Annotated in this window: 24 protein-coding genes and 1 pseudogene; 13 read left to right on the plus strand and 12 right to left on the minus strand. The window is 70.2% G+C overall.

Features of this window, described 5'->3' with window-relative positions; genetic code table 11:
- Positions 1-49 precede the first annotated feature (49 nt).
- Entirely contained in the window at positions 50-415 is a 366-nt protein-coding gene (locus tag ABIA33_RS32160) for an iron chaperone (RefSeq protein WP_370086511.1), read from the plus strand.
- Positions 416-500: 85 nt separating this feature from the next.
- Positions 501-728: a hypothetical protein gene (locus ABIA33_RS32165; protein WP_370086513.1), complete on the plus strand. Its 228-nt coding sequence runs from the start codon at positions 501-503 to the stop codon at positions 726-728.
- Between the two features lie 91 nt (positions 729-819).
- On the opposite strand, the gene ABIA33_RS32170 is transcribed toward ABIA33_RS32165, so the two are convergent.
- Together ABIA33_RS32170 and ABIA33_RS32175 are read right to left on the minus strand one after the other, a co-directional pair.
- On the minus strand, positions 820-1,002 hold the full coding sequence (locus ABIA33_RS32170; RefSeq protein ID WP_370086515.1) for a DUF1918 domain-containing protein: 183 nt from the start codon (positions 1,000-1,002) through the stop codon (positions 820-822).
- 146 nt (positions 1,003-1,148) lie between these two features.
- On the minus strand, positions 1,149-1,586 hold the full coding sequence (locus ABIA33_RS32175) for a MarR family winged helix-turn-helix transcriptional regulator (protein ID WP_370086517.1): 438 nt from the start codon (positions 1,584-1,586) through the stop codon (positions 1,149-1,151).
- A gap of 48 nt (positions 1,587-1,634) precedes the next feature.
- On the opposite strand from ABIA33_RS32175, the gene ABIA33_RS32180 reads away from it, so the two are divergent.
- The 5 genes from ABIA33_RS32180 to ABIA33_RS32200 all read left to right on the plus strand — a co-directional run bounded on the left by ABIA33_RS32180 (position 1,635) and on the right by ABIA33_RS32200 (position 6,457).
- Positions 1,635-2,378, plus strand: coding sequence for a dienelactone hydrolase family protein (locus tag ABIA33_RS32180; RefSeq protein ID WP_370086519.1), 744 nt, complete (start codon positions 1,635-1,637; stop codon positions 2,376-2,378).
- A gap of 2 nt (positions 2,379-2,380) precedes the next feature.
- Positions 2,381-2,647, plus strand: a complete 267-nt coding sequence (locus tag ABIA33_RS32185) for a DUF6295 family protein (RefSeq protein WP_370086521.1) — start codon at positions 2,381-2,383, stop codon at positions 2,645-2,647.
- Positions 2,648-2,814: 167 nt separating this feature from the next.
- A complete protein-coding gene (locus ABIA33_RS32190) occupies positions 2,815-5,025 on the plus strand; it encodes a SpoIIE family protein phosphatase (RefSeq protein ID WP_370086523.1) in 2,211 nt (736 codons plus the stop codon).
- Between the two features lie 29 nt (positions 5,026-5,054).
- A complete protein-coding gene (locus ABIA33_RS32195; protein WP_370086525.1) occupies positions 5,055-5,321 on the plus strand; it encodes a DUF1876 domain-containing protein in 267 nt (88 codons plus the stop codon).
- A 203-nt stretch (positions 5,322-5,524) separates the two neighbouring features.
- Positions 5,525-6,457, plus strand: a complete 933-nt coding sequence (locus tag ABIA33_RS32200) for an SGNH/GDSL hydrolase family protein (protein ID WP_370086527.1) — start codon at positions 5,525-5,527, stop codon at positions 6,455-6,457.
- Positions 6,458-6,538: 81 nt separating this feature from the next.
- Here ABIA33_RS32200 and ABIA33_RS32205 read toward each other — a convergent pair whose 3' ends face one another.
- The 3 genes from ABIA33_RS32205 to ABIA33_RS32215 are packed head-to-tail and all read right to left on the minus strand — an operon-like array spanning position 6,539 to position 7,531.
- Complete coding sequence (locus tag ABIA33_RS32205; RefSeq protein ID WP_370086529.1) at positions 6,539-7,033, minus strand: adenosine-specific kinase; 495 nt, start codon at positions 7,031-7,033, stop codon at positions 6,539-6,541.
- Positions 7,030-7,245: a dodecin gene (locus tag ABIA33_RS32210; protein ID WP_370086532.1), complete on the minus strand. Its 216-nt coding sequence runs from the start codon at positions 7,243-7,245 to the stop codon at positions 7,030-7,032. Before ABIA33_RS32210 ends, ABIA33_RS32205 begins: the two co-directional genes overlap by 4 nt.
- 52 nt (positions 7,246-7,297) lie before the next feature.
- Positions 7,298-7,531 carry a hypothetical protein gene (locus tag ABIA33_RS32215; protein WP_370086534.1) on the minus strand — a complete coding sequence of 78 codons (234 nt, stop codon included), beginning with the start codon at positions 7,529-7,531 and terminating at the stop codon, positions 7,298-7,300.
- Positions 7,532-7,982: 451 nt separating this feature from the next.
- Between ABIA33_RS32215 and ABIA33_RS32220 the strand changes: the two genes are divergently transcribed.
- The gene (locus ABIA33_RS32220; RefSeq protein WP_370086537.1) at positions 7,983-8,609 is read left to right on the plus strand and encodes an acetate uptake transporter; all 627 of its coding nucleotides are present in this window, start codon (positions 7,983-7,985) and stop codon (positions 8,607-8,609) included.
- A gap of 112 nt (positions 8,610-8,721) precedes the next feature.
- Here ABIA33_RS32220 and ABIA33_RS32225 read toward each other — a convergent pair whose 3' ends face one another.
- Positions 8,722-9,723, minus strand: a complete 1,002-nt coding sequence (locus ABIA33_RS32225) for a LacI family DNA-binding transcriptional regulator (RefSeq protein ID WP_370086539.1) — start codon at positions 9,721-9,723, stop codon at positions 8,722-8,724.
- 383 nt (positions 9,724-10,106) lie between these two features.
- On the opposite strand from ABIA33_RS32225, the gene ABIA33_RS32230 reads away from it, so the two are divergent.
- Entirely contained in the window at positions 10,107-11,303 is a 1,197-nt protein-coding gene (locus tag ABIA33_RS32230; protein WP_370086541.1) for an acyl-CoA dehydrogenase family protein, read from the plus strand.
- A 10-nt stretch (positions 11,304-11,313) separates the two neighbouring features.
- On the opposite strand, the gene ABIA33_RS32235 is transcribed toward ABIA33_RS32230, so the two are convergent.
- From ABIA33_RS32235 to ABIA33_RS32255, 5 genes are all read right to left on the minus strand, one after another.
- A complete protein-coding gene (locus tag ABIA33_RS32235; protein WP_370086543.1) occupies positions 11,314-11,877 on the minus strand; it encodes a GAF domain-containing protein in 564 nt (187 codons plus the stop codon).
- A gap of 39 nt (positions 11,878-11,916) precedes the next feature.
- The gene (locus ABIA33_RS32240) at positions 11,917-12,519 is read right to left on the minus strand and encodes an ATP/GTP-binding protein (RefSeq protein WP_370086545.1); all 603 of its coding nucleotides are present in this window, start codon (positions 12,517-12,519) and stop codon (positions 11,917-11,919) included.
- 63 nt (positions 12,520-12,582) lie between these two features.
- Positions 12,583-12,993 carry a DUF742 domain-containing protein gene (locus ABIA33_RS32245; protein ID WP_370086547.1) on the minus strand — a complete coding sequence of 137 codons (411 nt, stop codon included), beginning with the start codon at positions 12,991-12,993 and terminating at the stop codon, positions 12,583-12,585.
- A complete protein-coding gene (locus ABIA33_RS32250) occupies positions 12,990-13,424 on the minus strand; it encodes a roadblock/LC7 domain-containing protein (RefSeq protein WP_370086549.1) in 435 nt (144 codons plus the stop codon). The genes ABIA33_RS32245 and ABIA33_RS32250 overlap by 4 nt, the downstream gene beginning before the upstream one ends.
- 36 nt (positions 13,425-13,460) lie before the next feature.
- A complete protein-coding gene (locus ABIA33_RS32255) occupies positions 13,461-15,050 on the minus strand; it encodes an ATP-binding protein (protein WP_370086551.1) in 1,590 nt (529 codons plus the stop codon).
- A gap of 436 nt (positions 15,051-15,486) precedes the next feature.
- Here ABIA33_RS32255 and ABIA33_RS32260 point away from each other — a divergent pair.
- The 3 genes and pseudogenes from ABIA33_RS32260 to ABIA33_RS32270 form a co-directional block, all read left to right on the plus strand.
- A pseudogene (locus ABIA33_RS32260) lies at positions 15,487-15,840 on the plus strand (sigma factor); the annotation flags it as partial.
- Between the two features lie 58 nt (positions 15,841-15,898).
- A complete protein-coding gene (locus ABIA33_RS32265) occupies positions 15,899-16,153 on the plus strand; it encodes a hypothetical protein (RefSeq protein ID WP_370086622.1) in 255 nt (84 codons plus the stop codon).
- A 167-nt stretch (positions 16,154-16,320) separates the two neighbouring features.
- Positions 16,321-18,861: a pectinesterase family protein gene (locus ABIA33_RS32270; protein WP_370086553.1), complete on the plus strand. Its 2,541-nt coding sequence runs from the start codon at positions 16,321-16,323 to the stop codon at positions 18,859-18,861.
- Between the two features lie 128 nt (positions 18,862-18,989).
- Here ABIA33_RS32270 and ABIA33_RS32275 read toward each other — a convergent pair whose 3' ends face one another.
- Positions 18,990-19,280 (minus strand): DUF3303 family protein, encoded by a 291-nt coding sequence (locus tag ABIA33_RS32275; RefSeq protein WP_370086556.1) that lies wholly within the window; start codon positions 19,278-19,280, stop codon positions 18,990-18,992.
- Positions 19,281-19,575: 295 nt separating this feature from the next.
- Between ABIA33_RS32275 and ABIA33_RS32280 the strand changes: the two genes are divergently transcribed.
- Entirely contained in the window at positions 19,576-20,424 is an 849-nt protein-coding gene (locus tag ABIA33_RS32280) for an SAM-dependent methyltransferase (protein ID WP_370086558.1), read from the plus strand.
- Positions 20,425-20,669: the final 245 nt, after the last annotated feature.

Genomic DNA, 20,669 nt, shown 5'->3' on the forward strand with positions numbered 1-20,669 from the left:
GGCGAGCCGACGACCGGCGTCCGATCCGGTGCGCGCCTACCCTGATCGCATGGCCCCGAACGCAGCAGAGGACGTGGACGGCTACCTCGCCCAGGCTCCGGACCAGCGCCGACCGGCACTGGCCCGGCTGCGCGAGCTGTGCTGCCGCGAACTCAACGGCTTCACCGAGTCGATGACCTACGGCATGCCCGCGTACCAGCGGAACGGCATCGTCGAGGTGGCCTTCGCGAGCCAGAAGCGGTACATCTCCTTCTACCTCATGCGCAGCGACGTGCGCGATGTCTTCACCGAGCGGCTGGCCGGCCAGGACATGGGGAAGGGCTGCCTGCGCTTCCGCAGCCCGGACCTCGTCGACTTCACCCTGCTGCGGGACCTGCTGCGGTCCACCGCCGCCGCGCCGGGCCGCGTCTGCTGATGCCGCGACTGACGCCCCGACGCAGAGTGGGCGGCGTGCCGGACCACCGGTTGCCGAACGGCGCGGGACATCGCCCAATGGACACATGAGAGCGTCCGACAACGCGATCCTCGAAGGCGGCGAGTTCGAAGGCGAAACGGTCAGCGCGACGTTCGACGTCCGGCTGACCATTCCGTCCCGATCGACCGACGGCCTGGCACGGATCTACCAGGATTCAGGTTCCTACAAGGAACACAAGGACCGGCTCCTTCGCGTATTTACGTACCGGGGTGACAGCACCTACCGGGGCGACAGCGCCCGGACGAAGCCCTGAGTACGAGGCTCGAAGCCCGCCCGCGAGCACCTGACGCCCAGGAGGTCGAGGCCGACCGTGCCGGAGTCGGCCTCCGCCGGGGTCGACGTGCTCAGGTCTGCGCCCTGTGAATCTCGACTGTGCAGTCGGGTCCGGGGTAGATCAGCCCTTCGTGGCCGTCGTCGAACCGGACCAGGTAGGGCGGCTCTCCCTGGGCTCCACGGACCTCCAGGACCTCGCCGATCTGCTCGTGGTCCCCCACGTGCGTGCCTTTGATGTGAATCCGATCGCTCACTGCCGCATGCATAACCGGCTTCCCTTCCACTCTCACCTGCCGGTGCGTCCTACGGGAATCGTCGCCTCCTCCCATCGGTTCTGCCTCCACCGTACGACTGCGACCGGCCGCGCACCTCCCCATGCGTCACGGATATCCGGCCTCGGTCAGAGCAGGCGGCTGATTCTTTCCAGAAGGGGGATGGCGACGGCCAGTTGCTGCTGCTCCTCGGAGGTCAGCCCGTCGGCGATGGCTTGGGTCAGACGCCGCGCGCGCTCCCGGCGGACGCCATGCAGCCCCTCACGTCCGGCGTCGGTCAGCGACACGACGACCCGGCGTCCGTCGGTCGGGTCGGGAGCACGGGCCACCAGCCCGCGCTCCTGCAGCGCCGAGACGATCGTGCACACCGACTGCGCGCGGATGCCCTCACCCGACGCCAGCTCGCTCGGCGTCGCCGGACCCTCTCGGTCCAGCCGAACCAGCACCGAGGTCTGCGAGAGGGTCAGCTCGCCGTCCGGCCGCTCCTGCCGCAGGCGACGCACCAGCGGTCCGAGACAGGCGCGCAGCTCCGCCGCCACACCTGCCGCATCGCCGTGGATCGTCACGATCACCAGTATAAACTTATCAGTTGGGACTTATGATATAGGTGGAGCATGAGTGACTCCCTTACCGCGGCAACCATCCGGATCACCGGTCACGACGGCGACGACATCGAGGCGTACCTGGCTCGCCCCGAGGGCCAGTTCCCGCGTGGCGGGGTGGTGGTGATCCACCACATGCCTGGATACGACCGGGGCAGCAAGGAGATCGTGCGGCGCTTCGCCGAACTCGGCTACGACGCGATCTGCCCCAACCTCTACACGCGCGAGGCGCCAGGCGCCGCGCCCGACGACGCCGCGGCGGTCGCCCGGGCGCAGGGGGGCGTCCCGGACGCCCGTCTGGTCGGCGACGTTGCCGGTGCCGCCGCCCATCTGCGCGCGCTCCCCAGCTCCAACGGCAGGGTCGGCGTGATCGGCTACTGCTCGGGGGGCCGGCAGTCCGTGCTGGCGGCCTGCAATCTCGATCTGGACGCCGCGGTGGACTGCTACGGCGCCTTCGTCACCGGCACCCCGCCGGAGGGCTTCCCGCTCCAGGTCACCAACCTGGTCGACCAACTCCCCCAGCTGCGTGCCCCGCTGCTCGGCCTGTTCGGCGCCGAGGACTCGTACCCCGGTCCCGCCCAGGTCGCCGAGCTGGAGCAGATCCTCACGGCGCACGGCAAGGACTTCGAGTTCCACACCTACGAGGGCGCCGGCCACGCCTTCTTCTCGGTGGATCGCCCCTCCTACAACGTCGCCGCCGCCAACGACGGCTGGGAGCGCATCGCGGCCTTCTACGCCAAGCACCTGGGAGCCTGAGCATGTGCACCTACACGACTGTCAAGGACGCCGTCGACGGCAGCGCGAAGGGGCCGAACGGCTCCTGGTTCCACGTGTCGGACGTGACCGTCTACTTTGACCACCCGGTGCACGCCATGGCCGAGCACACCCTCAACATCGACTTCGCCGATCCGTCGAAGGGCCCCTCCGCGCGGGTCGCGCTGGAGCTGACCGCGGCGTCCGCCCGGCAGCTGGTCGCCGCCATCCAGGAGGCCCTCGCGGCGGTCCCCGCCGAACTCGCCGCCTGAGACCGACCGATTCACACCCTCGGCAGGCGCACCGTCGACGCCGGTGCGAAGCTCGGGGCGCCTGCCGGGGCCCCAACGTAGACTGTTCGTGCATTCCAGGATGAGCCGGGCATACTGCCCGGTCGGCGGACCGGGGGCCCGTGGGCCACCTATCGCTGGGAGCGCGTATGGCGAACCATCCGGTGCCTGGCACAGACGGCTACGACCCACGGACCAGGCTCGTCCCAACCAGCCAACCGAATCCGTCCGCTGCGGCGCCTGCGAAGGCGCCCGAGCGGGGCGAGCCGACGGCTGCCAACGACCGGCTGGCCCTCAACGGCCTGGGCAGCTTCGACTGGGACCTCGACACCGGCACATACCACCTCGACCAGGTCGGTCTTGAGGTGTTCGACCTACGAGCGGAGGAGTTCGACGGCAGGCCGACCTCGCTGGCGATCCGGATCCCGCGGGACGACAGCCTCCGGCTCGACGCGGCGGTGACGCTCGCCCTCCAGGCGGGCCATCTCACCTTCGCCGCCTACTTCCGCGTGATCTGCCGCGACGGCAGCCCGCGCTGGGCGCACACCCAGGGCCGCATCCTGCGCGACGAGAGAGCACACCCCTACCGCATCGTCGGGATCGTCCGCAACGCCGACGAGGAGCTCGCCCACGCCGAGGCGATGCGCACGCTGGGCGCCACCCGGCGCCGCCAGACGGACTCGGTGCGGGCCACCACCGAGGCCCTCGCCCGCGCACTCACCGTCCAGGACGTGATCAACGTCCTCACCGACCGCGAAGGGCTCCGGCGCTTCGGAGCGGACGGGCTCGCGCTGGGCCTGATCGAGGGCGCCTCGATGCGGCTGGTCGCCGCCACCCGGCCGCCCTCGCCTGCGCTCAAGGCACTGGACGACCTGTCGCTCACCCGACTCGACGACCAACTGCCGCTGGCCGAGTCCGTCCGCACCGGGCGGCCGCGGTTCATCGGCGACCAGGACGAGCTCTGTGCCCGCTACCCCAGGCTCCGGCCCTACGCGGACCAGATGGGGATCAACGCCGCCGCCTTCCTGCCGCTGGCCGCACAGGCGCGGACGCTGGGAGCGCTGGGGCTGTACTTCGGCGACCGGCGGCAGTTCAGCACCGAGGAACGCAACATCTTCATCGCGCTCACCAGCGCCGTGGCCCAGTCCCTGCAGCGCGCGGTCCTGTTCGACCAGGAGCGCGAGTTCGCCACCACCCTGCAGACCACCATGCTCCCCCGCCGGATCCCGCGGATCAACGGCGGCGAGGTGGCCGTCCGCTACCGGGCCGGGCGCAGCGGACGCGAGGTGGGCGGGGACTGGTACGACGCGATCTCCCTGCCTCGCCGCAGGGTCGGGCTGGTCGTCGGCGACGTCGAGGGCCACGACAGCCACGCCGCCGCCGTCATGGGCCAGTTGAGGATCGCCCTGCGCGCCTACGCCGCCGAGGGCCACTCTCCGTCCACGGTGATGGCCCGCGCCTCGCGGTTCCTGGCGGAGCTCGACACCGAGCGATCCGCCACCTGCATCTACGTCGACGCCGACCTGGAGACCGGAGCGCTGCGGCTGGTGCGAGCAGGCCACCTCGAACCCCTGCTCCGGCACGGCGGCGGCCGGACCAGCTGGCCTGCGGTCCGGGGCGGGCTGCCGCTGGGCATCGCCACGGTCTTCGAACAGGACGACTACCCCGAGACCCGGCTCCACCTCAATCCGGACGACACCCTGCTGCTCTGCAGCGACGGTCTCGTCGAGCTGCCCGGCGAGGACATCTCGAAGGGCCTTCAGGCCCTCGCCGACGCCGTTCGGTCGGGTCCGTCCGGCACCGAGGACCTCGCCGACCACCTCTGCCGCGAACGCCCCGGACGGCCGAAGGCCGAGGACGACATGGCGCTGCTCCTGCTGCGCCGTACGGCCGTTCCCGGAGGCCGCATACCGCTCCGCGCGGTGCAGCACATCCACCAGGCCGATCCGGAGGGTCTGGCCGAAGCCCGCACCCTGCTCCGACAGACCCTGTTCGCCTGGGGGGCGGCAGGACCGAGCAGCGACATCGAACTGGTGGCGGACGAGCTGGTCACCAACTCCCTGGTGCACACCGACAGCGGCGCGACACTGACCGTCGAACTCCTCACCGACGCCCGGCCCCGGGTCCGTCTGGAGATCCAGGACTCCTCCAGCGAACGGCCCCGACGTCGCGTCCCCGGCGAGACCGCCACCTCCGGGCGCGGCCTGCTGCTGGTGGACGCGATCGCCGATCGGTGGGGCGTGGAACCGCTCGGCACCGGCAAGAGCGTCTGGTGCGAGTTCCTGCTGGGCGAGCAGGCCGTGGCCGCCGCGTCGGCCGCTGGCCTGTCCGCGCGGCCGGGAGGACGCTGGAAATCGTAGACACACGACCCGGGTCAGGAGTGGTCACGATGGAAACCAAGCAGTGGACCGTGCAGATCTACATCACCGAGGAGGGCGAGGAGACCCGGGCGCGTGCCGTGCTGGACGCCAGCGGCAGCTCGGAGATCAGCGGACGGGGAGTCGCCCGTCGCAATCCCGTCGACCGCTCCATTCCGGAGGTCGGGGACGAGTTGGCCGTCAGCCGGGCACTCGAGGACCTCGCCATCCGGTTGCACGACGTCGCCTCCGACGACATCGTGCAGATGGCCGGACCCGCCAACCCGATGCTGCGCTGAACGGCAGGTCCGCCCGGGCATAGCGCTGCCGAGCACCACCGTATAACGCTCCACATCGGAGCGTAATTCTCGCAGGCCAGCGCCGTACATTCCGCTGTCACATCCATGGACACCGATTTAACCGAGCAGTAACTTACTCGCGAGTACCCGCCGGGCCCGGCTCCTGCTCCCTCCCCCCACCCTGCTTGTAGCCAGGAGGAACCGTGCTCAGCCATGCCCCGAGACGCCCTCTCGCCCTGATCGCCGGCCTGGCGCTGGCCGCGTCGGTCACCGTCCTCACCGCCCCTTCGGCGCACGCGGCCGGGGACCCCGGTCAGTTCGTCGCCCTCGGCGACTCCTACGCCGCAGCCGCAGGCGTGCCGGACCAGTACGCGGGCCTCTGCCTGCGCTCCGACCACAACTACGGCCACCTGCTCGCGGCGGCCCTGAACGTCACCGCCTACACCGATGCGACCTGCGCCGCAGCGAAGATCAAGGACATCACCGGCGCCCAGACCGACGCGGGCATCAGGGTCAACGACCCCCAGCTGAACGCGGTCTCCGCCGACACCAGGCTCATCACGCTGGGCATCGGCGGCAACGACCTGGGCAGCAGCGACCTGGGGATCGGCGATGTCATCGCCACCTGCATCGCCGGAGCCGTGGTCAACCCCAGCGGGACGCCCTGCCACGACGTCTACGCCCACGGCCACTGGACCTGGAGCAACTGGAGCTGGACCTGGGCGTACGGGAACGACACCCTGGTCGACCGGATCAACGCCGCCGCGCCGAACCTGGCCGGCACGCTCCAGCAGATCCGCGCCAAGGCACCACAGGCCCGGATCCTGGTCCTCGGCTACCCCGCGCTGCTGCCCGACGACAGCCGGACCTGCGCCGGCCGCCTGCCGGTGACCGTCGGTGACGTGACCTACCTGCGCGGCATCCTCGCCGATCTCAACACCATGATCGCCACTACCGCCGCAGCGAACGGCGCCAGCTACGTGGACACGTTGACCCCGCCCCGGGGACACGACGCCTGTTCCGCCGATCCCTGGATCGAGGGCGCCCTGCCCAGCCAGCCAGCCGTCCCCTTCCACCCCAACGCGACCGGCGAGCAGGTGATGGCCGACGCCGTACTCGCCGCCGTCAACTCCTGATAGGCGGCGCCGGCTTGACGTAGCGACAGGCTGGACGTAGCTACAGGCTGAACGCGGCGACAGGCTGGTCCTGACGACAGGTCAGAGCTTGTAGCCGAGGTCGCGAAGCAGCCGGCGCCGGTCCTCGACATCCGCGTCGCTCTCCACCCCGGCCGGCGGCGAACCGTCGATGACACCGATGATCCCGCGGCCGTGGTCGGTGATCGCGACGAGCACGTCGACCGGGTTCGCGGTCGCGCAGAAGACGGTGCAGACCTCGGGCACCGACTTCACCGGATTAAGCACGTTGACGGGGAACCCGTCGCGCAACAGCACCACGAACGAGTGGCCCGCACCGATCGCCAGGGCGTTCGTGACCGCGACGCGGACGAGTTCCTCGTCGTTCCCCGACCGGCGCACGAGACACGGGCCCGACGCCTCGCAGAACGCGAGACCGAAACGCAGGTGCGGGCTCACACCGACCAGCGCTTCGTGCAGGTCCTCGACGGTCTTGATGAAGTGCGCCTGGCCGATCACCACGTTCACGCCCTCGGGGCACTCGACCGTGACCGCCTCGAGCCCCGCGGTCCCGTTCAACCGACGTCCTCCAAGCGGAACCCCACCTTCAGTCCCACCTGGAACTGGTCGACGGCGCCGTCGCTGATGCTGCCCCGGACCTGCGTCACCTCGAACCAGTCGAGGCCGCGCAGTGTCTGGGACGCGCGTTTGAGCGCGTTGCGGATGGCGGCGTCCACGCTCTCGGGCGAGGACCCGACGATCTCGGTGACTCGGTACGTGTGGTCGGTCATGGCGGGCTCCGTGTTCGTGAGGGCGTTGCTGGTCCCGAAGGCCCGGCAGCTCCTACAGGTGTGCTCGGATCTGCCGGGTGAGCTGGCGGGTCCACTCGGTGAACTCCGCCCGGTGGTCTACGTGTCCGTCGCACAGAGTGCCGACCTGCGCATCGGTGATGCGGTCCGGGCCGGCCGTCTCCAGCATCTCGGACATCTTCCCCAGTACGGTCGCGAGCCGCTCGGCGTCCTCGTGGCTGATCGTCACCGTCGGGTGGGAGTGGCCGATCGTCGTGGAACCAGGCATCGTCGCCTTCTCTCGTTCGGTCTCCATCCACGGTACGACCGACTCCGTCTCCTCACCTCCCGATTCCTGCCTCCTCGGTCGCGGCGGTGCGGAGGCTGGGAGGGCGGGCACCGTGCGGGTGATCGGCTGAGCGAGGGGGTGCAGACTGACGCCCTGCGTTTCGGCGGGCAGGGCCATCCGTGGCACGAGGGCGACACCGGCTCCCGCTGGGTCGGGAACGCGACGGAAGTGCCGCACCTCCTGAAGCAGCCGTTCCGGTGGTCGCCCAAGCATGCCGACCAGCCAGCCAGGGCGAATTCGGCGTATTCTGGACATACTGGTCAAATCGCTGCTCGCTCTCGGACGGGCTACCGAAACCAGCACCTGACCAACCTGAATCGCTCTGCCGGGCCCCACCGCCCCCATCCCATGGCACGGCGTCCGGCAAGGCGTCTCGCGGAAGGGACCTACCGTGGCTGACCCCGCAGAGACCGGCCCGCAGCCCGTCTCCGAACCCAACCGTGCGGCCGCTCCTGCGGCCACCATCGCCGATCCCGGCGCCCTCGGACTGGCCGCCTTCGCCATGACCACGTTCGTGCTCAGCACCTTCAACGCCAAGCTGATCAACGCCCAAGTCATCGTCGTCGTGCTCCCCCTCGCTCTCTTCTACGGCGGCCTCGTCCAGGTCCTGGCCGGCATGTGGGAGTTCCGCAGGGGCAACACCTTCGCCGCAACAGCGTTCGCCTCCTTCGGTGCCTTCTGGCTGTCCTTCTACTGGTACCTCAGTGCGGTGCTCCCGCGCCTGGGGCCGCACGCCTACCAGGCGACTGGCCTCTTCCTGCTCTCGTGGACGATCTTCACCGCGTACATGACGGTGGCCGCGTTGCGAGTCAGCGGTGCGGTACTCGGCGTCTTCGTCACGCTGACCCTCACCTTCCTCTTCCTCACGATCGGCGCGTTCGCGCAGTCGACCGCGTGGGGCAGGGTCGGCGGATGGGCAGGCCTGGTCACTGCGGTGGTCGCCTGGTACGCCTCGTTCGCCATCGTCACGAACAGTTCCTGGAAGAGGACGGTCCTACCCACCTGGCCTCTGAGCTGATCGTGGTGCCGAGAATGCTCCCGGCGTCGCACGTCCACTGGTGGGCGGGCGCGCCGGGGGGCAGTGTGAGACCGCGGTGACGCCGTTGTCCTCCGGTTGCGAAGCCTCCGGCTCACGCCGACTCGCGCAGAACCAGCCGGGTCTCCATCACCACCCGCGCCTCGGCCACCGAACCCAGCAGCTCAGCCACCGCCCGCGCGCCCATCTCCTCCACCGGCTGCCGCACCGTGGTCAGCCGAGGCCGGGTCCGGCAGGCCACGGCGTCGTCGTCGAAGCCCACCACGGCCACGTCCTCCGGCACCCCGATCCCCAGCCGGCGCAGGGCTCGCAGTGCGCCCGCCGCCATCAGGTCCGAGGCGGCGAAGACCGCGTCCAGGTCGGGGCACAGGTCGAGCAGCCGTAGCAGCGCGTGCTCCCCGGAGGCGGCGGTGAAGTCCCCGTACGCCACCGTCTCCCGCACCGAGGCCCCGGAGTCGCGGATCGCCCGGCGGTAGCCGGTCAACCGGTCGGCGCCCACGGCCATGTCCGGCGGACCCGCGATGGTGGCGATCGAGCGGCGCCCCGACGCCAGCAGATGCAGCACCGCCAGCGCGGCGCCGCCGAGGTTGTCGGCGTCGACGTAGGGGAGGTCCCCCGCGCCGGGAAGCCGCCCCAGGGAGATCACCGGCACCCCGGCCGCCCGGATCAACTGCGGCAGCGCCTCGTCTCCCCAGGGGCCGACCAGCAGCAGGCCGTCGACGTGTCCGCCGCAGAGATAGCGCACCAGCGTGGGGCGCTGTGCCCGGCGCGACGCCGTGATCACGACGAACTCGCGTTCGGCGGACTTCAGCGCGCGTTCCACGCCGAGCAGGAGCCGCGAGTAGAAGAGGTCCGACTGGTAGTGGATCATGTCCTCGAAGACCACGACGGCGAGCGCGCCGGTGCCCCGCACGGAGGCGTTGTGGGCCCGATGCCGGACGTACCCCAACTCCCGTACCGCCGACTCGACTCGCGCCAGGGCCCGGCCGCTGACCGGCGCCGAGCGGTTGAGCACGCGGGAGGCCGTGGCCGTGGAGACGCCGGCCCGGCGGGCGACCTCGGCCAGCGTGGGCCGGGCGGCGGCCGCGACGTCCATCGGCATTCCCTTCGGTCCGCAGCCGCCACCGCGCGGCACCGGCACGGCGGACGACGGGCGCGCCCTCCGCGCCCCCGCCTTGTCAGGCGCGCGCCACAGCACAGTACGGAGACTCGGGCACCAGCTGACGCACTGTCAAGACCTGTGCACGTCACGGCAAGCCAGAACCGTCGAAGCGCTTCCGCCGCCGGGAGTACGGCAAGCGGACGCACAATTCCCAGATTTCGGCAACACGCCCAGTTTCGGTCAACCTTGACGAACGATCTTGAACCTTGACACACCCACTCCTCACGATGATGTGTCGGCATCGTCAAGGCATGGAAAAGGCGCGGACGTCCCCACGCCGACACCTGTCTCCAAGCGGTATTCCAGGAGGCTCCACGATGGACGGTTACTTCACCACGAAGCAACACGAGAGTCTACGAGAAGAGGTCCGCACCTTCGCGGAATCCGAAGTGCGGCCCCGCATAGCGGACATGGAGGCGTCCCGAGTCGTCCAACACGAACTGTCCCGGCTGATCGCCCGCCAGGGCTGGATCGGCGTCACCGTAGACCCGGAGTACGGCGGGATGGGACTGGGGCATCTGGCGAAGACTGTCATCATCGAGGAGTTGTCGCGGGTCAGCGGCGCCATGGGCGCCATGGTCCAGGCGTCCCAACTGGGCGTGGCGAAGATCGTGCACTTCGGCAACGAGGAGCAGAAGAAGACCTGGCTGCCGTTGGTCGCCTCCGGAGAGTGCCTTCCCACTATCGCCGTCACCGAGCCGCAGTCCGGGGGGCATGTGCTGGGTATGACGGCAACCGCGATGCGCGACGGCGACGACTTCATCCTCAACGGACGCAAGGTCTACGTGGGCAACAGCCACGTTGGTGACCTGCACGGCGTCGTGGTGCGTACCGGACCCGGCTCGACCGGACTGTCGGCGTTCCTGGTGGAGTCGGACCGTCCGGGGTTCTCGCTCGGTCCCGAGCGCCCGGCCATGGGCCTGCACGGCTTCAGCTTCGGCGAACTCGTCTTCGACAACTGCCGGGTCCCCGCCTCGAACCTGCTGGGCACCGAGGGGGACGGCCTGGCCGTCGCGTACTCGTCCAGCGTGCTCTACGGTCGGGCCAACCTCACCGCGGTCTCGCTCGGCATCCACCGCGCCCTGCTGGAGGAGACCGTGGGCTTCTCCACCGAGCGCCAGCGCTACGGCAGGGCTCTGCACCATCTACCCTCGATCCAGTTGAAGGTGGGTCAGATGCAGTCCCGGTTCATGACGGCGCGTCTGGCCGCCTACCACGCGGTGCACCTGCTGGATCGCGGGTTGCCGTGCGACGCGGAGCTGATGAACGCCAAACTGATCAACGTGGAGTACGCACTGGACTCGGCGCGCAACGCGATGGAGGTGCACGCCGCCGCCGGGCTCTACACCGATCGGCCCGTCGAGCGGTACCTGCGCGACGCGCACCACATCTTCGCCCCGGCCGGCACCTCCGACATACAACTGCTCCGCCTGGGCGAGATGGCGCTGGGCACCTCCAAGGGGCAGTGGTCGCAGCGGCTGGCCCACGCGGTGAGGGTCGAGGCCGAAGCCTGACCCTCACCCGCTACGCCAGTTCGTCCTCGCGCCGGTGGATCCGATCCACCAGCTCGGCGGCCATCGACTTGATGGTCTCCAACCCCGGGCGTCCCCAGGGGCGCGGCTCGACGTCCACCACGCAGATCGTGCCAAGTGCCATACCCGTCCGGTCGATCAGCGGAGCTCCCAGGTAGGAGCGGATGCCGATCTCGTCCACCACCGGATTGCCCGCGAAGCGCGGGTAGTCGCAGACGTCCTCCAGGACCAGGGCCTTGCGCCGCACGACGACGTGCGGGCAGTAGCCGTGGTCACGGTCCATCACCCGGCCCGGTTCCGAGGCGGCGGCCGCCGCATCGGAACCGGTCATCCCACCCGACGGAGTGTGCAGACCGGCGAAGAACTGACGGTGCTCGTCGATGAAGTTGACCATGGCGTAGGGAGCGCCGGTGATCCGGGCGAGTTCACTGGCGAACGCGTCGAACTCCGGGTCGGGCTGCCCGCCCAGGCCGAGCTGGCGCAGGCGTGCCACCCGCTCGGGGGCCTCCTGGTCCGTGGGGATCATCCTCAGGCGGCCAACGGGATCGTAGGTCATGTCGGGCTCCGTATCCGGGGGTTCCGAAGTGGTGGTGGTCTACAGCAGGGACGAGAACGGGGACGGGGACTCGGTCGACGTGGCGGACAGCAGGTGCCGGACCAGATCGACCAGCACGGAGACTGCGGACTGGGTGCTCCTGGCATCGCAGAGCACCACCGGCACATGGGGTTTGAGACCTATGGCGGCCCGCACCTCGTCGGGGTCGTAGTGGAAAGCGCCGTCGAACTCGTTGACCGCCACCAGGAAACCTATGCTCCGGCGCTCGAAGAAGTCGACAGCTGCGAAGGAGTCCTCCAGCCGACGGGTGTCGGCCAGGACGACAGCGCCGAGCGCGCCACTGGACAGCTCGTCCCACATGAACCAGAAGCGCTCCTGCCCCGGGGTGCCGAACAGGTAGAGCACATGGCTGCTGTCCAGGGTGATCCGGCCGAAGTCCATGGCGACCGTCGTGGTGGACTTGTCCTCCACGCCGACCAGGCTGTCCGTGCCGGCGCTGACCGCGGTGAGGAGCTCCTCGGTGCGCAGTGGCTCGATCTCGCTCACCGCGCCGACGAACGTGGTCTTACCGACCCCGAAGCCGCCCGCGACCAGGAGTTTGAGCGCGGTGGGCAACGGCGCCAAGCCGTCGTCGTGAGCCATCGACAGTGCCTCCAGTAGGGAGTGTTCGTAGGGCCGGCACAGGGTGAGCGGTACCGCGGGCGGTCACTGCTCGGTGGAGTTCGCCTTGAGTCTCTGCAGGCCGACCAGCAGCGCCTCGAGCACGGAGCGGTCGGTGGGGTCGGCCGCCGGGCCGGGGGGACGGGCGACCACCGCTCCGCAGGCGACCAGGTCCGACAGCAGGACCTTGGTGACCACGACCGGCAGCCGCAGCCGGGCCGACACCTCCGCGACCGAGGTAGGCGCGCGGCACAGGCCGAGTGTCTGGGCCAGGTCCGGATCGAGATGGGTCTGGGCCACCCGACCGGTGGCCATCACCATGGACAGCAGTTCCAGCGCGGTGGTGGGGCGGGTTCGCCCGTTGCTCACCGTGTAGGGGCGCACCAGTCGCCCGGCGTCCTCGTCGAGCCAGGTGTCACTGCTGGCCCCGTGCGGAAGCGCGGCCGCCATTCTCATCGGGCCGTGGTGTCGGGTGCGGCGGCCGTGTGCCTGGCCGGGGTTACCAGGAACGGGCGCACGCTCTTGACCAGCTGCGACATCTCGTAGCCGAGCACGCCGGCGTCGGCCTCCGTGGCGGCCAGCACGGCCAGGCAGGCACCCGAGCCGGCCGTCGAGACAAAGAGCAGGCTGGCGTCGAGCTCCACCACCACCTGCCGGACCTGCTCACCCCCTCCAAAACGGGTACCGACGCTACGCCCGAGGGAGAACAGAGCAGAGGCGACCGCGGCCAGATGGTCCGCGCTGTCGGCGTCCAGGCCGTGGTAGGCCTTCACCAGGCCGTCGGAGGACAGCAGCAGGGCACTGCGAGTGTGCGGAACGCGCTGGACCAGACCGGTCAGCAGCCAGGCGACATCAGCGGACTGGCCCGTGGGCACAAAGCTCACCATGATGGAAGGACTCTCCTTGGGAATGACGACGCTCGGTCAGCTGGTGCGGTGGTCGGCGTCCGGTTGGCCGTCAGCCGCCTCGGAGTCCGCGTCCGAGCGGCTGACGCCCCGCTGGAAGGCAGCCATCAGACCGGGGTCGTAGTCGGGGGCGGACTCACCGTGGCGCTGTGCCGGAGCGTCGCGCAACTGGGGCGCCAGATGCGCCTGCTGGGTGCGCTTCGGCAGCGGCGGCCGGATGTCGTCCCGTTCCGGAGGCAGGCCGGGGGCGGCCGGACGGCCGCTCGGGATCGCACCACCCGGTGCTGCTGCTGCGGCCTGCGCCGGCTCCTGCGCCGGTCTGCCCGTGCCCAGGGGCCAGGCGCCGGGCTCCCGTACCGGCAGCGGCACGGGCTGCGGCGCCGGCATCGACTGCGGCATCGAGTGCGGCACTGGCATCTGCTGTTGCGCCGGCAACGGCTGCGGCACGCGCGGCGGCGAGGCGAGGCTCGGCGCGACCGGAGCCGGAGCGGCCAGGGCCGGCGTCGGCTCCTCGAAGGACGGTGGCATCTGCTCTGTCCGGTCCCGGGGTGTGGTCTCGCGGTCTCCCTGCGGTGCGCCGAGCAGATCGTGCGGCAGCACGAGAACCGCCTGGGTGCCGCCGTAGATGTTGGTCTGGAGCTGCACGGCGATGGCGTGCCGACGGGCGAGCGCGGCGACCACGAAGAGGCCGATCCGGCCATCGTCGAGCAGTGCGCCGACGTCCACCCGGTCCGGGTCCGCGAGCAGGCTGTTCATCGCGTGCCGCTCGTCGTGCGACATGCCCAGGCCGCGGTCCTCGACCTCGATGGCCACACCTGCGGTCACCTTCTGGGCGCGCAGCAGGACCTGGGTGTTGGGCGAGGAGAACATGGTGGCGTTCTCGACCAGTTCGGCGATGAGGTGGACGACGTCGGCGACTGCGTGGCCGCGCAGCGTGCCCTCGGCCGGCAGCACCAGTTTGACCCGCGAATAGTGCTCGACCTCGGCGACGGCGGAGCGCAGGACCTCGTACATGGTCACCGGCCTGCTCCACTGGCGCCGCGGAACGGCGCCGCCGAGGACGGCGAGGTTCTCCGCGTGGCGCCTGATGCGGGTGGCCAGATGATCGACCGAGAAGAGCCCCTTGAGCAGGTCGGGGTCCTCGACCTGGGCCTCCAACTCGTCAAGCAGCTGGATCTCCCGATGGACCAGGGACTGCAGCCGGCGGGCGAGGTTGACGAACACTCCCACCCTCTGGTCCGGGCCGCCACCGGGCACAAAGGTCGCCGCCTGGACCACGGCGGCCGCGGCACTCTGGCGGTACCGCTCCAACTCGTGTGCGAAGACCTCGAACGCGTCCGCGCCCTGCACCGGCGGCGCACCGGCGTGATGCGGCAGCGGGCGCTCGCCTCGCTGCAACTGTTCGACCAGCTGCCACAGTTCGCCCTCGCCGCGGTTGCTGGACGACCGCAGCGCCTCGACTCGCTGGGCCACCCAGCGGTCGGCGGCCCGGGCCCGGCCGGCGGCGGCGATCAGGGCGACCGCGGCCCCGGCGGCCGCGACGGCGAGCACCACCAGCGGGGCGCCGGAGTAGGGGTCGGCGGGTCGGCTGCGAAGTAAGTAGGCCACTGCCCCGACGCCGAGAAGTGCCACGAAGGCGGCAGGGGCTGTGGCGATCCAGAGGAGGCGGGACCGCACGCTGTCCGGAGTGGGCGCGCTGCGGTCGGGGGACCTCCCGTGCCGTCGGCTGTTCCGGGAAACGGGGCGCGCGGCAGTCGGGGGAAGTTCAGGCATCGGCGTCCTTGTGGCATGGCGACCGGTCTGTACCAGCAGGTTGCGTTGCACAACAGCACTGGGTTGTGCGTCACCGCAGGTGGAAGTGCTTCACGGGTCACATGATCCGCTCGCGCCTCAGAATAGTGCATGGGCCGGGATCTGCGAACAAACTACCCTGTGACTGTGGATAGTTGACCGCGCACTGCCTTCGACCGGGTACCCTCGTTCCGTCCTGTCCCTGGTGGAGGCATCGTCGGGTACGGGGAGTGGAGTTCGGAAGAGGGCCAGGGTGACATTCGGCTCCACGGTATCCGGCGATACCGCAACCGGCGCGGAGTTCCACGCTTTCTTCGAACGCCATCACGCCGAACTCTCGCGCCTCGCCTACCTGCTGACCGGCGAGCCGGACGCGGCCGACGATCTGGCTGCCGACGCGCTGCTGGAGGTCTGGCGGCACTGGGAGCGGGTCAACTCCGCGGACAGTCCGGCCGCGTACGCACGTGGCGTGGTCGCCAACCTGTGCCGCAACCGAGTCCGCAGGCTGGGGCGGGAGCGACTGGGCCTGCGCGGCTGGGGCGCGCTCTGGCGGGACCGGGAGCAGAGCGCGGACGTGGACGTGCCGCTGGTCGTCGACGTGCCTGAAGAACCGTCTGACCGTCACGACCCTGGACGTCCGGCTCCGGGTCGCGCTCACCCCAGGGGTGGCCGACACCGGTACCTGGTCCACGGTCCGGGCCGCCGACCTGGTCACCACCGTCACCCGCGACGGCAGTGTGCTGCTCTACGAGTTCACTCTGAGGCCGGGTGCCACGCTCGCGCCGGGCAGCTACGAGTTCGCCGGCCAGTACAACCATGCCCCGGGCGGCCGGGACGCCGGCCAGGACACCTACCAGGCCACGGCGAGCGCCCACAGCACGCAGGTCGAGGTATTCGGGAACTTCTACGCGACCCACTGACGGCGACCCGCCCGTGGTGACCCGCTCGTGGCAGGTGAGTCGAAAATATTCTGGAGGGACGGGCAACCTTTCGGCGCCGCCGAGCCACTGGTAGGCATCAGGGCGCTTCCCCGCGGGTTCGTGCGGAACCCGCGGCGCGCCGAGGCCACCTTGGAAGGACCAACCCCTTGCCACAGCCCCGACTCGACGAACAGCGCGACCACCGCCGCTCCCGTACCAGGCGGCGAACCCTCGCCATCGGCGGAATCCTCACCGTGGTGGGTGCGGGTGCCGCAGTGCCGCTGTTCGCCGACGCGAGCACCTCGGGTTCACTCCCGAGTTCCAGCGCGAGTTCGTCGAAGACCCTCACCGTCGCGGCCGACGGCAGCGGCCAGTACCGCACCGTTCAGGCGGCGATCGACGCCGTACCGGCCGACACCACCGGCTACACCATCGTCGTCGCCAAGGGCAGCTACCACGAGGTGGTCTCGGTCCCCTCGAACAAGCCGGGGCTGACCCTCAAGGGCGCCACCGGCAACCCCGCGGACGTGGTGATCACCTACGGCAACGCCTCCGGCACGGCCAAACCGGGCGGCGGCACCTACGGCACGCTGGGCAGTGCCACGGCCACCTTCGCGTCCAAGGACTTCACGGCGCTGGGCGTCACCTTCGCCAACTCCTTCAGCAAGGCCGCCCATCCGGGCGTCGCGGCCGGCCAGGCGGTCGCCGTGGCCGCCGAGGGCGACCGCCAGGTCTTTCGGCACGACCGCTTCCTCGGCCACCAGGACACCCTGCTGGCCTGGTCTCCCACCGCCACCGCCCAGACCCGGCAGTACTACTACGACGACGTCCTCAGCGGCGACGTGGACTTCCTCTTCGGCAACGCCACGGCGGTCTTTGACCACGGCACCATCCAGGCCATCGACGACGGCGCGGCGTCGGGCGGCGTCAACGGTGTCCTGACGGCGGCGAACACCGACTCGTCCAGGCCCTACGGCTTCCTGATCGCCAACAGCACGGTGGCCAGCAGCGCGGCCGCGAACACCTACTACCTGGGCCGCCCCTGGCATCCGACCGGCACCGCGGTCGCGCAGGTCGTGGTCCGCAACACCGTCCTGCCGGCCGCGATCAAGCACGCGACGCCATGGACGAACATGCAGGGCTTCGCCTGGAAGTCCGCGCGCTTCGCCTCCTACGCCAACTCCGGCGCGGGCGCCGGTGTGAGCGCTAACAGCCCGCAGCTCGCAGCCACTCGGGCAGCGGACTACACCGCCCGGAAGTACCTGGCGGGAACGGACGGCTGGAACCCCGTCAGCGCCGCCACGCCCACCCCGGTCGCCAGCGCCCCGGTCGGCGCCGTCCCCGCCGGGGTCACCGTCGCGACCGGCGACACCCGCACGGTCACCGAGCCCGCCACGCCGTCCACCGTGTGCGCCTCGCTCAACTCCGGCCTGTCCATGCCCAGCCGCGTCACAAGCACCGCGAACGAGGCCAGCCCGCCGGACACCGCCCGGATCCAGAAGGCCCTCGACACCTGTGCCCAGAGCGGCTCGGCCACCGTCGCCGTCGAGCTCCGGAGCAGCGCCGCCGGCAGCGCCTTCCTCAGCGGACCACTGACTGCCCACAAGGGCGAGGTGCTGCTCCTGGACAGCGGCGTCACCCTGTTCGGGTCCCGCAACCCGGCGAGCTACCAGGTGAGCGGCAAACCGACCTGCGGCACCCTCTCCTCGGGCGAGGGCGGCTGCGCGCCGCTGATCCACGTCTCCGGCGCCAACGCGGGAGTCGAGGCCGTCCGGGCGAGCAACGGCACGCAGGGCCGGATCGACGGCCGCGGCGACCAGACCATGCTCGGTAGCAGCACGACCTGGTGGGGCCTGGCCACCGCCGCCAAGACCGCGGGCAAGAACCAGAACAACCCGCGCCTGCTCCAGGCCGACAGCTCCGACAATTTCACGCTCTACCACGTCGATCTGCTGAACTCGGCGAACTTCCATGTCGTCTACCAGGGCGGCAACGGGTTCACCGTCTGGGGCGTGCGCATCAAGACCCCGGCGAACGCCCGCAACACCGACGGGATCGACCCGGCCGGCTCCACCAACATCACCATCAACGACTCCTCCATCCAGGACGGGGACGACGGTGTCGCGATCAAGGGCGGCAGTGCCGCCAGCAGCAACATCACCGTGGAGAACAGCCACTTCTACGGGACCCACGGCATCTCGATCGGCAGCGAGACCTCAAGCGGGGTCAGCAACGTCCTCTTCCGCGACAACACCCTGACCGGGACCGACAGTTCGGGAATCTTCAGCTCCAGCAGCACCGGCATCCGGATCAAGAGCTCCAGCTCCAACGGCGGCAGGGTCTCCGACGTCAGCTACCTGAACACCTGCCTCAGCGGGGTGCAGGCGCCGCTGGTCTTCGACACCCACTACTCCAACGGTTCCGGCTCCCACACCCCGTACTTCACCGGGATCCTCGTCGACGGCCTGAGCGGGGTCCGGTCCCCCTCCGGCGCGAAGTCCACCCTGGTCGGCTTCAGTACCGGCCTCCCGCTCGGCCTGACCCTGGAGAACGTCGGCCTGGACACCACCTCGGCCACCGCCTCATACGCAAAGATCAACACCTACAACAGCAACCTCAGGCCCTCGGGCACCGGAGTGACCCTGACCGCCGTCAACGGCGGCGGGTCGGTGCCCAGCTGCGGTTTCCCCGCCTACCCGGCGCTCTGACGGCCTGGCCGTGAGCGCCTGCCTCCCGCGGAGGTCGGACAGCCCGCCGCAGCCCCTGAACCGCTCGTCGGCTTCAGGGGCTGCGGCTCCACGTTCCGTGCCCGCCGGGCCGGCCGCTGTGGTCGCCTCTATCCGGCCTTCTGCAGACCGGACTGGACGTCGTTGAAGTCCATCACGGGAATGAACGCCACCTTGGCGCCGAGCTCCTGGAAGAACGGCTCGGCCACGGAGGGGATGTCGGAAGGGTCCTTGAGGTCGAAGACGATGTACCCGGTACGCATCCCGTCCAACGCGCCGAAGTACGCAGCCTCCGGCTTGACCCGGTCGAGGGCCGACTTCATGATCGTGGGCAGCGCTTGGTCCTTGATCGCCTTGTTGGCCTTCTCGGTGTCCATCTGGACCGTCATCAACACCCGCATGGTCGCTCCATCTCTCGTCACTGGATCGGCACGCCCGTGCCTACCCTGCCGATCGTCGGCGGCCTCGCGGGGTCCTGCATCCCGAGCGGGCCATTTGGGCGGACACGCCCTATGACATCCGCCCTTGGTAGCGGCGGTCTGCGACTCTCTGTCGGACCAGCAGAAGCACCGGCGGGTGGGGGGATTCAGCTGAGCAGCGCGCCGCGGCGCTCGCCATGTAAGATCACCCGTGCCGCGGCGCGCGCCCCGTGCGAACGGCGGTGGCTGGAGGTCTGGCGTGGCGGGTTCGGACTGGATGAGCACGGCCGGTCGGATGGAGCCGATCCGGTCGGTCAATCTGCGGACCGACCGGCCGCAGTCGGCCCGAATGTACGACTTCCTGCTCGGCGGGAAGACGAACTTTCCCGCTGACCGGGCGACCGCTGAGCAGGCGCTGAGTGCCTATCCCGGTCTGCGCACCATCACCCGGGCCAATCGGGCGTTCATGCGCAGTGCCGTCAACTACCTCGCCGCGCAGGGCATTCGGCAGTACCTCGACATCGGCACTGGCATTCCCACCAGCCCCAACGTCCATGAGCTCGCGCAGCGCGCGCTGCCGGACGCGCGGATCGTCTACGTCGACAATGACCCGATCGTGCTGGCGCACGCCCGCGCCCTGCTCTCCAACACCACGCCCGAGGGCCGCGTCGACTACATCGAGGCGAGCCTGCTGACGCCTCGGCAGATTCTCGAGCACCCCTGCCTGACCGGCGAGAACGCGGCGCTGGACTTCGACCAACCGGTCGCCCTGCAGCTGATCTCGGTGCTGCACTTCGTCGCCGACTCCGACGATCCGTACGCTCTGGTCCGCGAGCTGCTGGAACCGCTGGCGCCTGGGAGCTTCCTGGTGCTCTCCCACGCCACGGCGGACAGCGATCCGACCGCAGTCAACCGCGGTGCGGACACCTACCGTTCGTCCGGCGTCGACTTCCAGCCGCGCAGCCGCGCCGAAGTTGCGCGATTCGCCGACGGCCTGGTACCGGTCGCCCCCGGAGTGGCCACCCCCACCGAATGGTGGCCGGCCGTCGGAGGTCCGGAACCCCTCCCTGGTGCGGACGACCCCGCCGTCAACGACGCCTACTTGCTCCTTGCCCGCAAGCCCTGACTGGCCCGGCAGTCATCACTCGAGCGGACGCGCTCTGCGGGTGCGCTGCTGCGCCTGGCCTTCCTCGCCACACGGACACCCGTCACACTCCCACAGCTGCTGCCGATGAGCGACGACCGTGACTGATCTCCGACCGCGCCGCCAAGCAACCGACCCGCCGCGAGCACAGCACCGAACTCGTGCTCGCCCGCGACATGGCCAGCTGATCATCCACCAACCGAACCCCACCAGGCCCGCATACCCAC

This window comes from Streptacidiphilus sp. MAP12-16 (assembly GCF_041262165.1).
Classification (GTDB): domain Bacteria; phylum Actinomycetota; class Actinomycetes; order Streptomycetales; family Streptomycetaceae; genus Streptacidiphilus.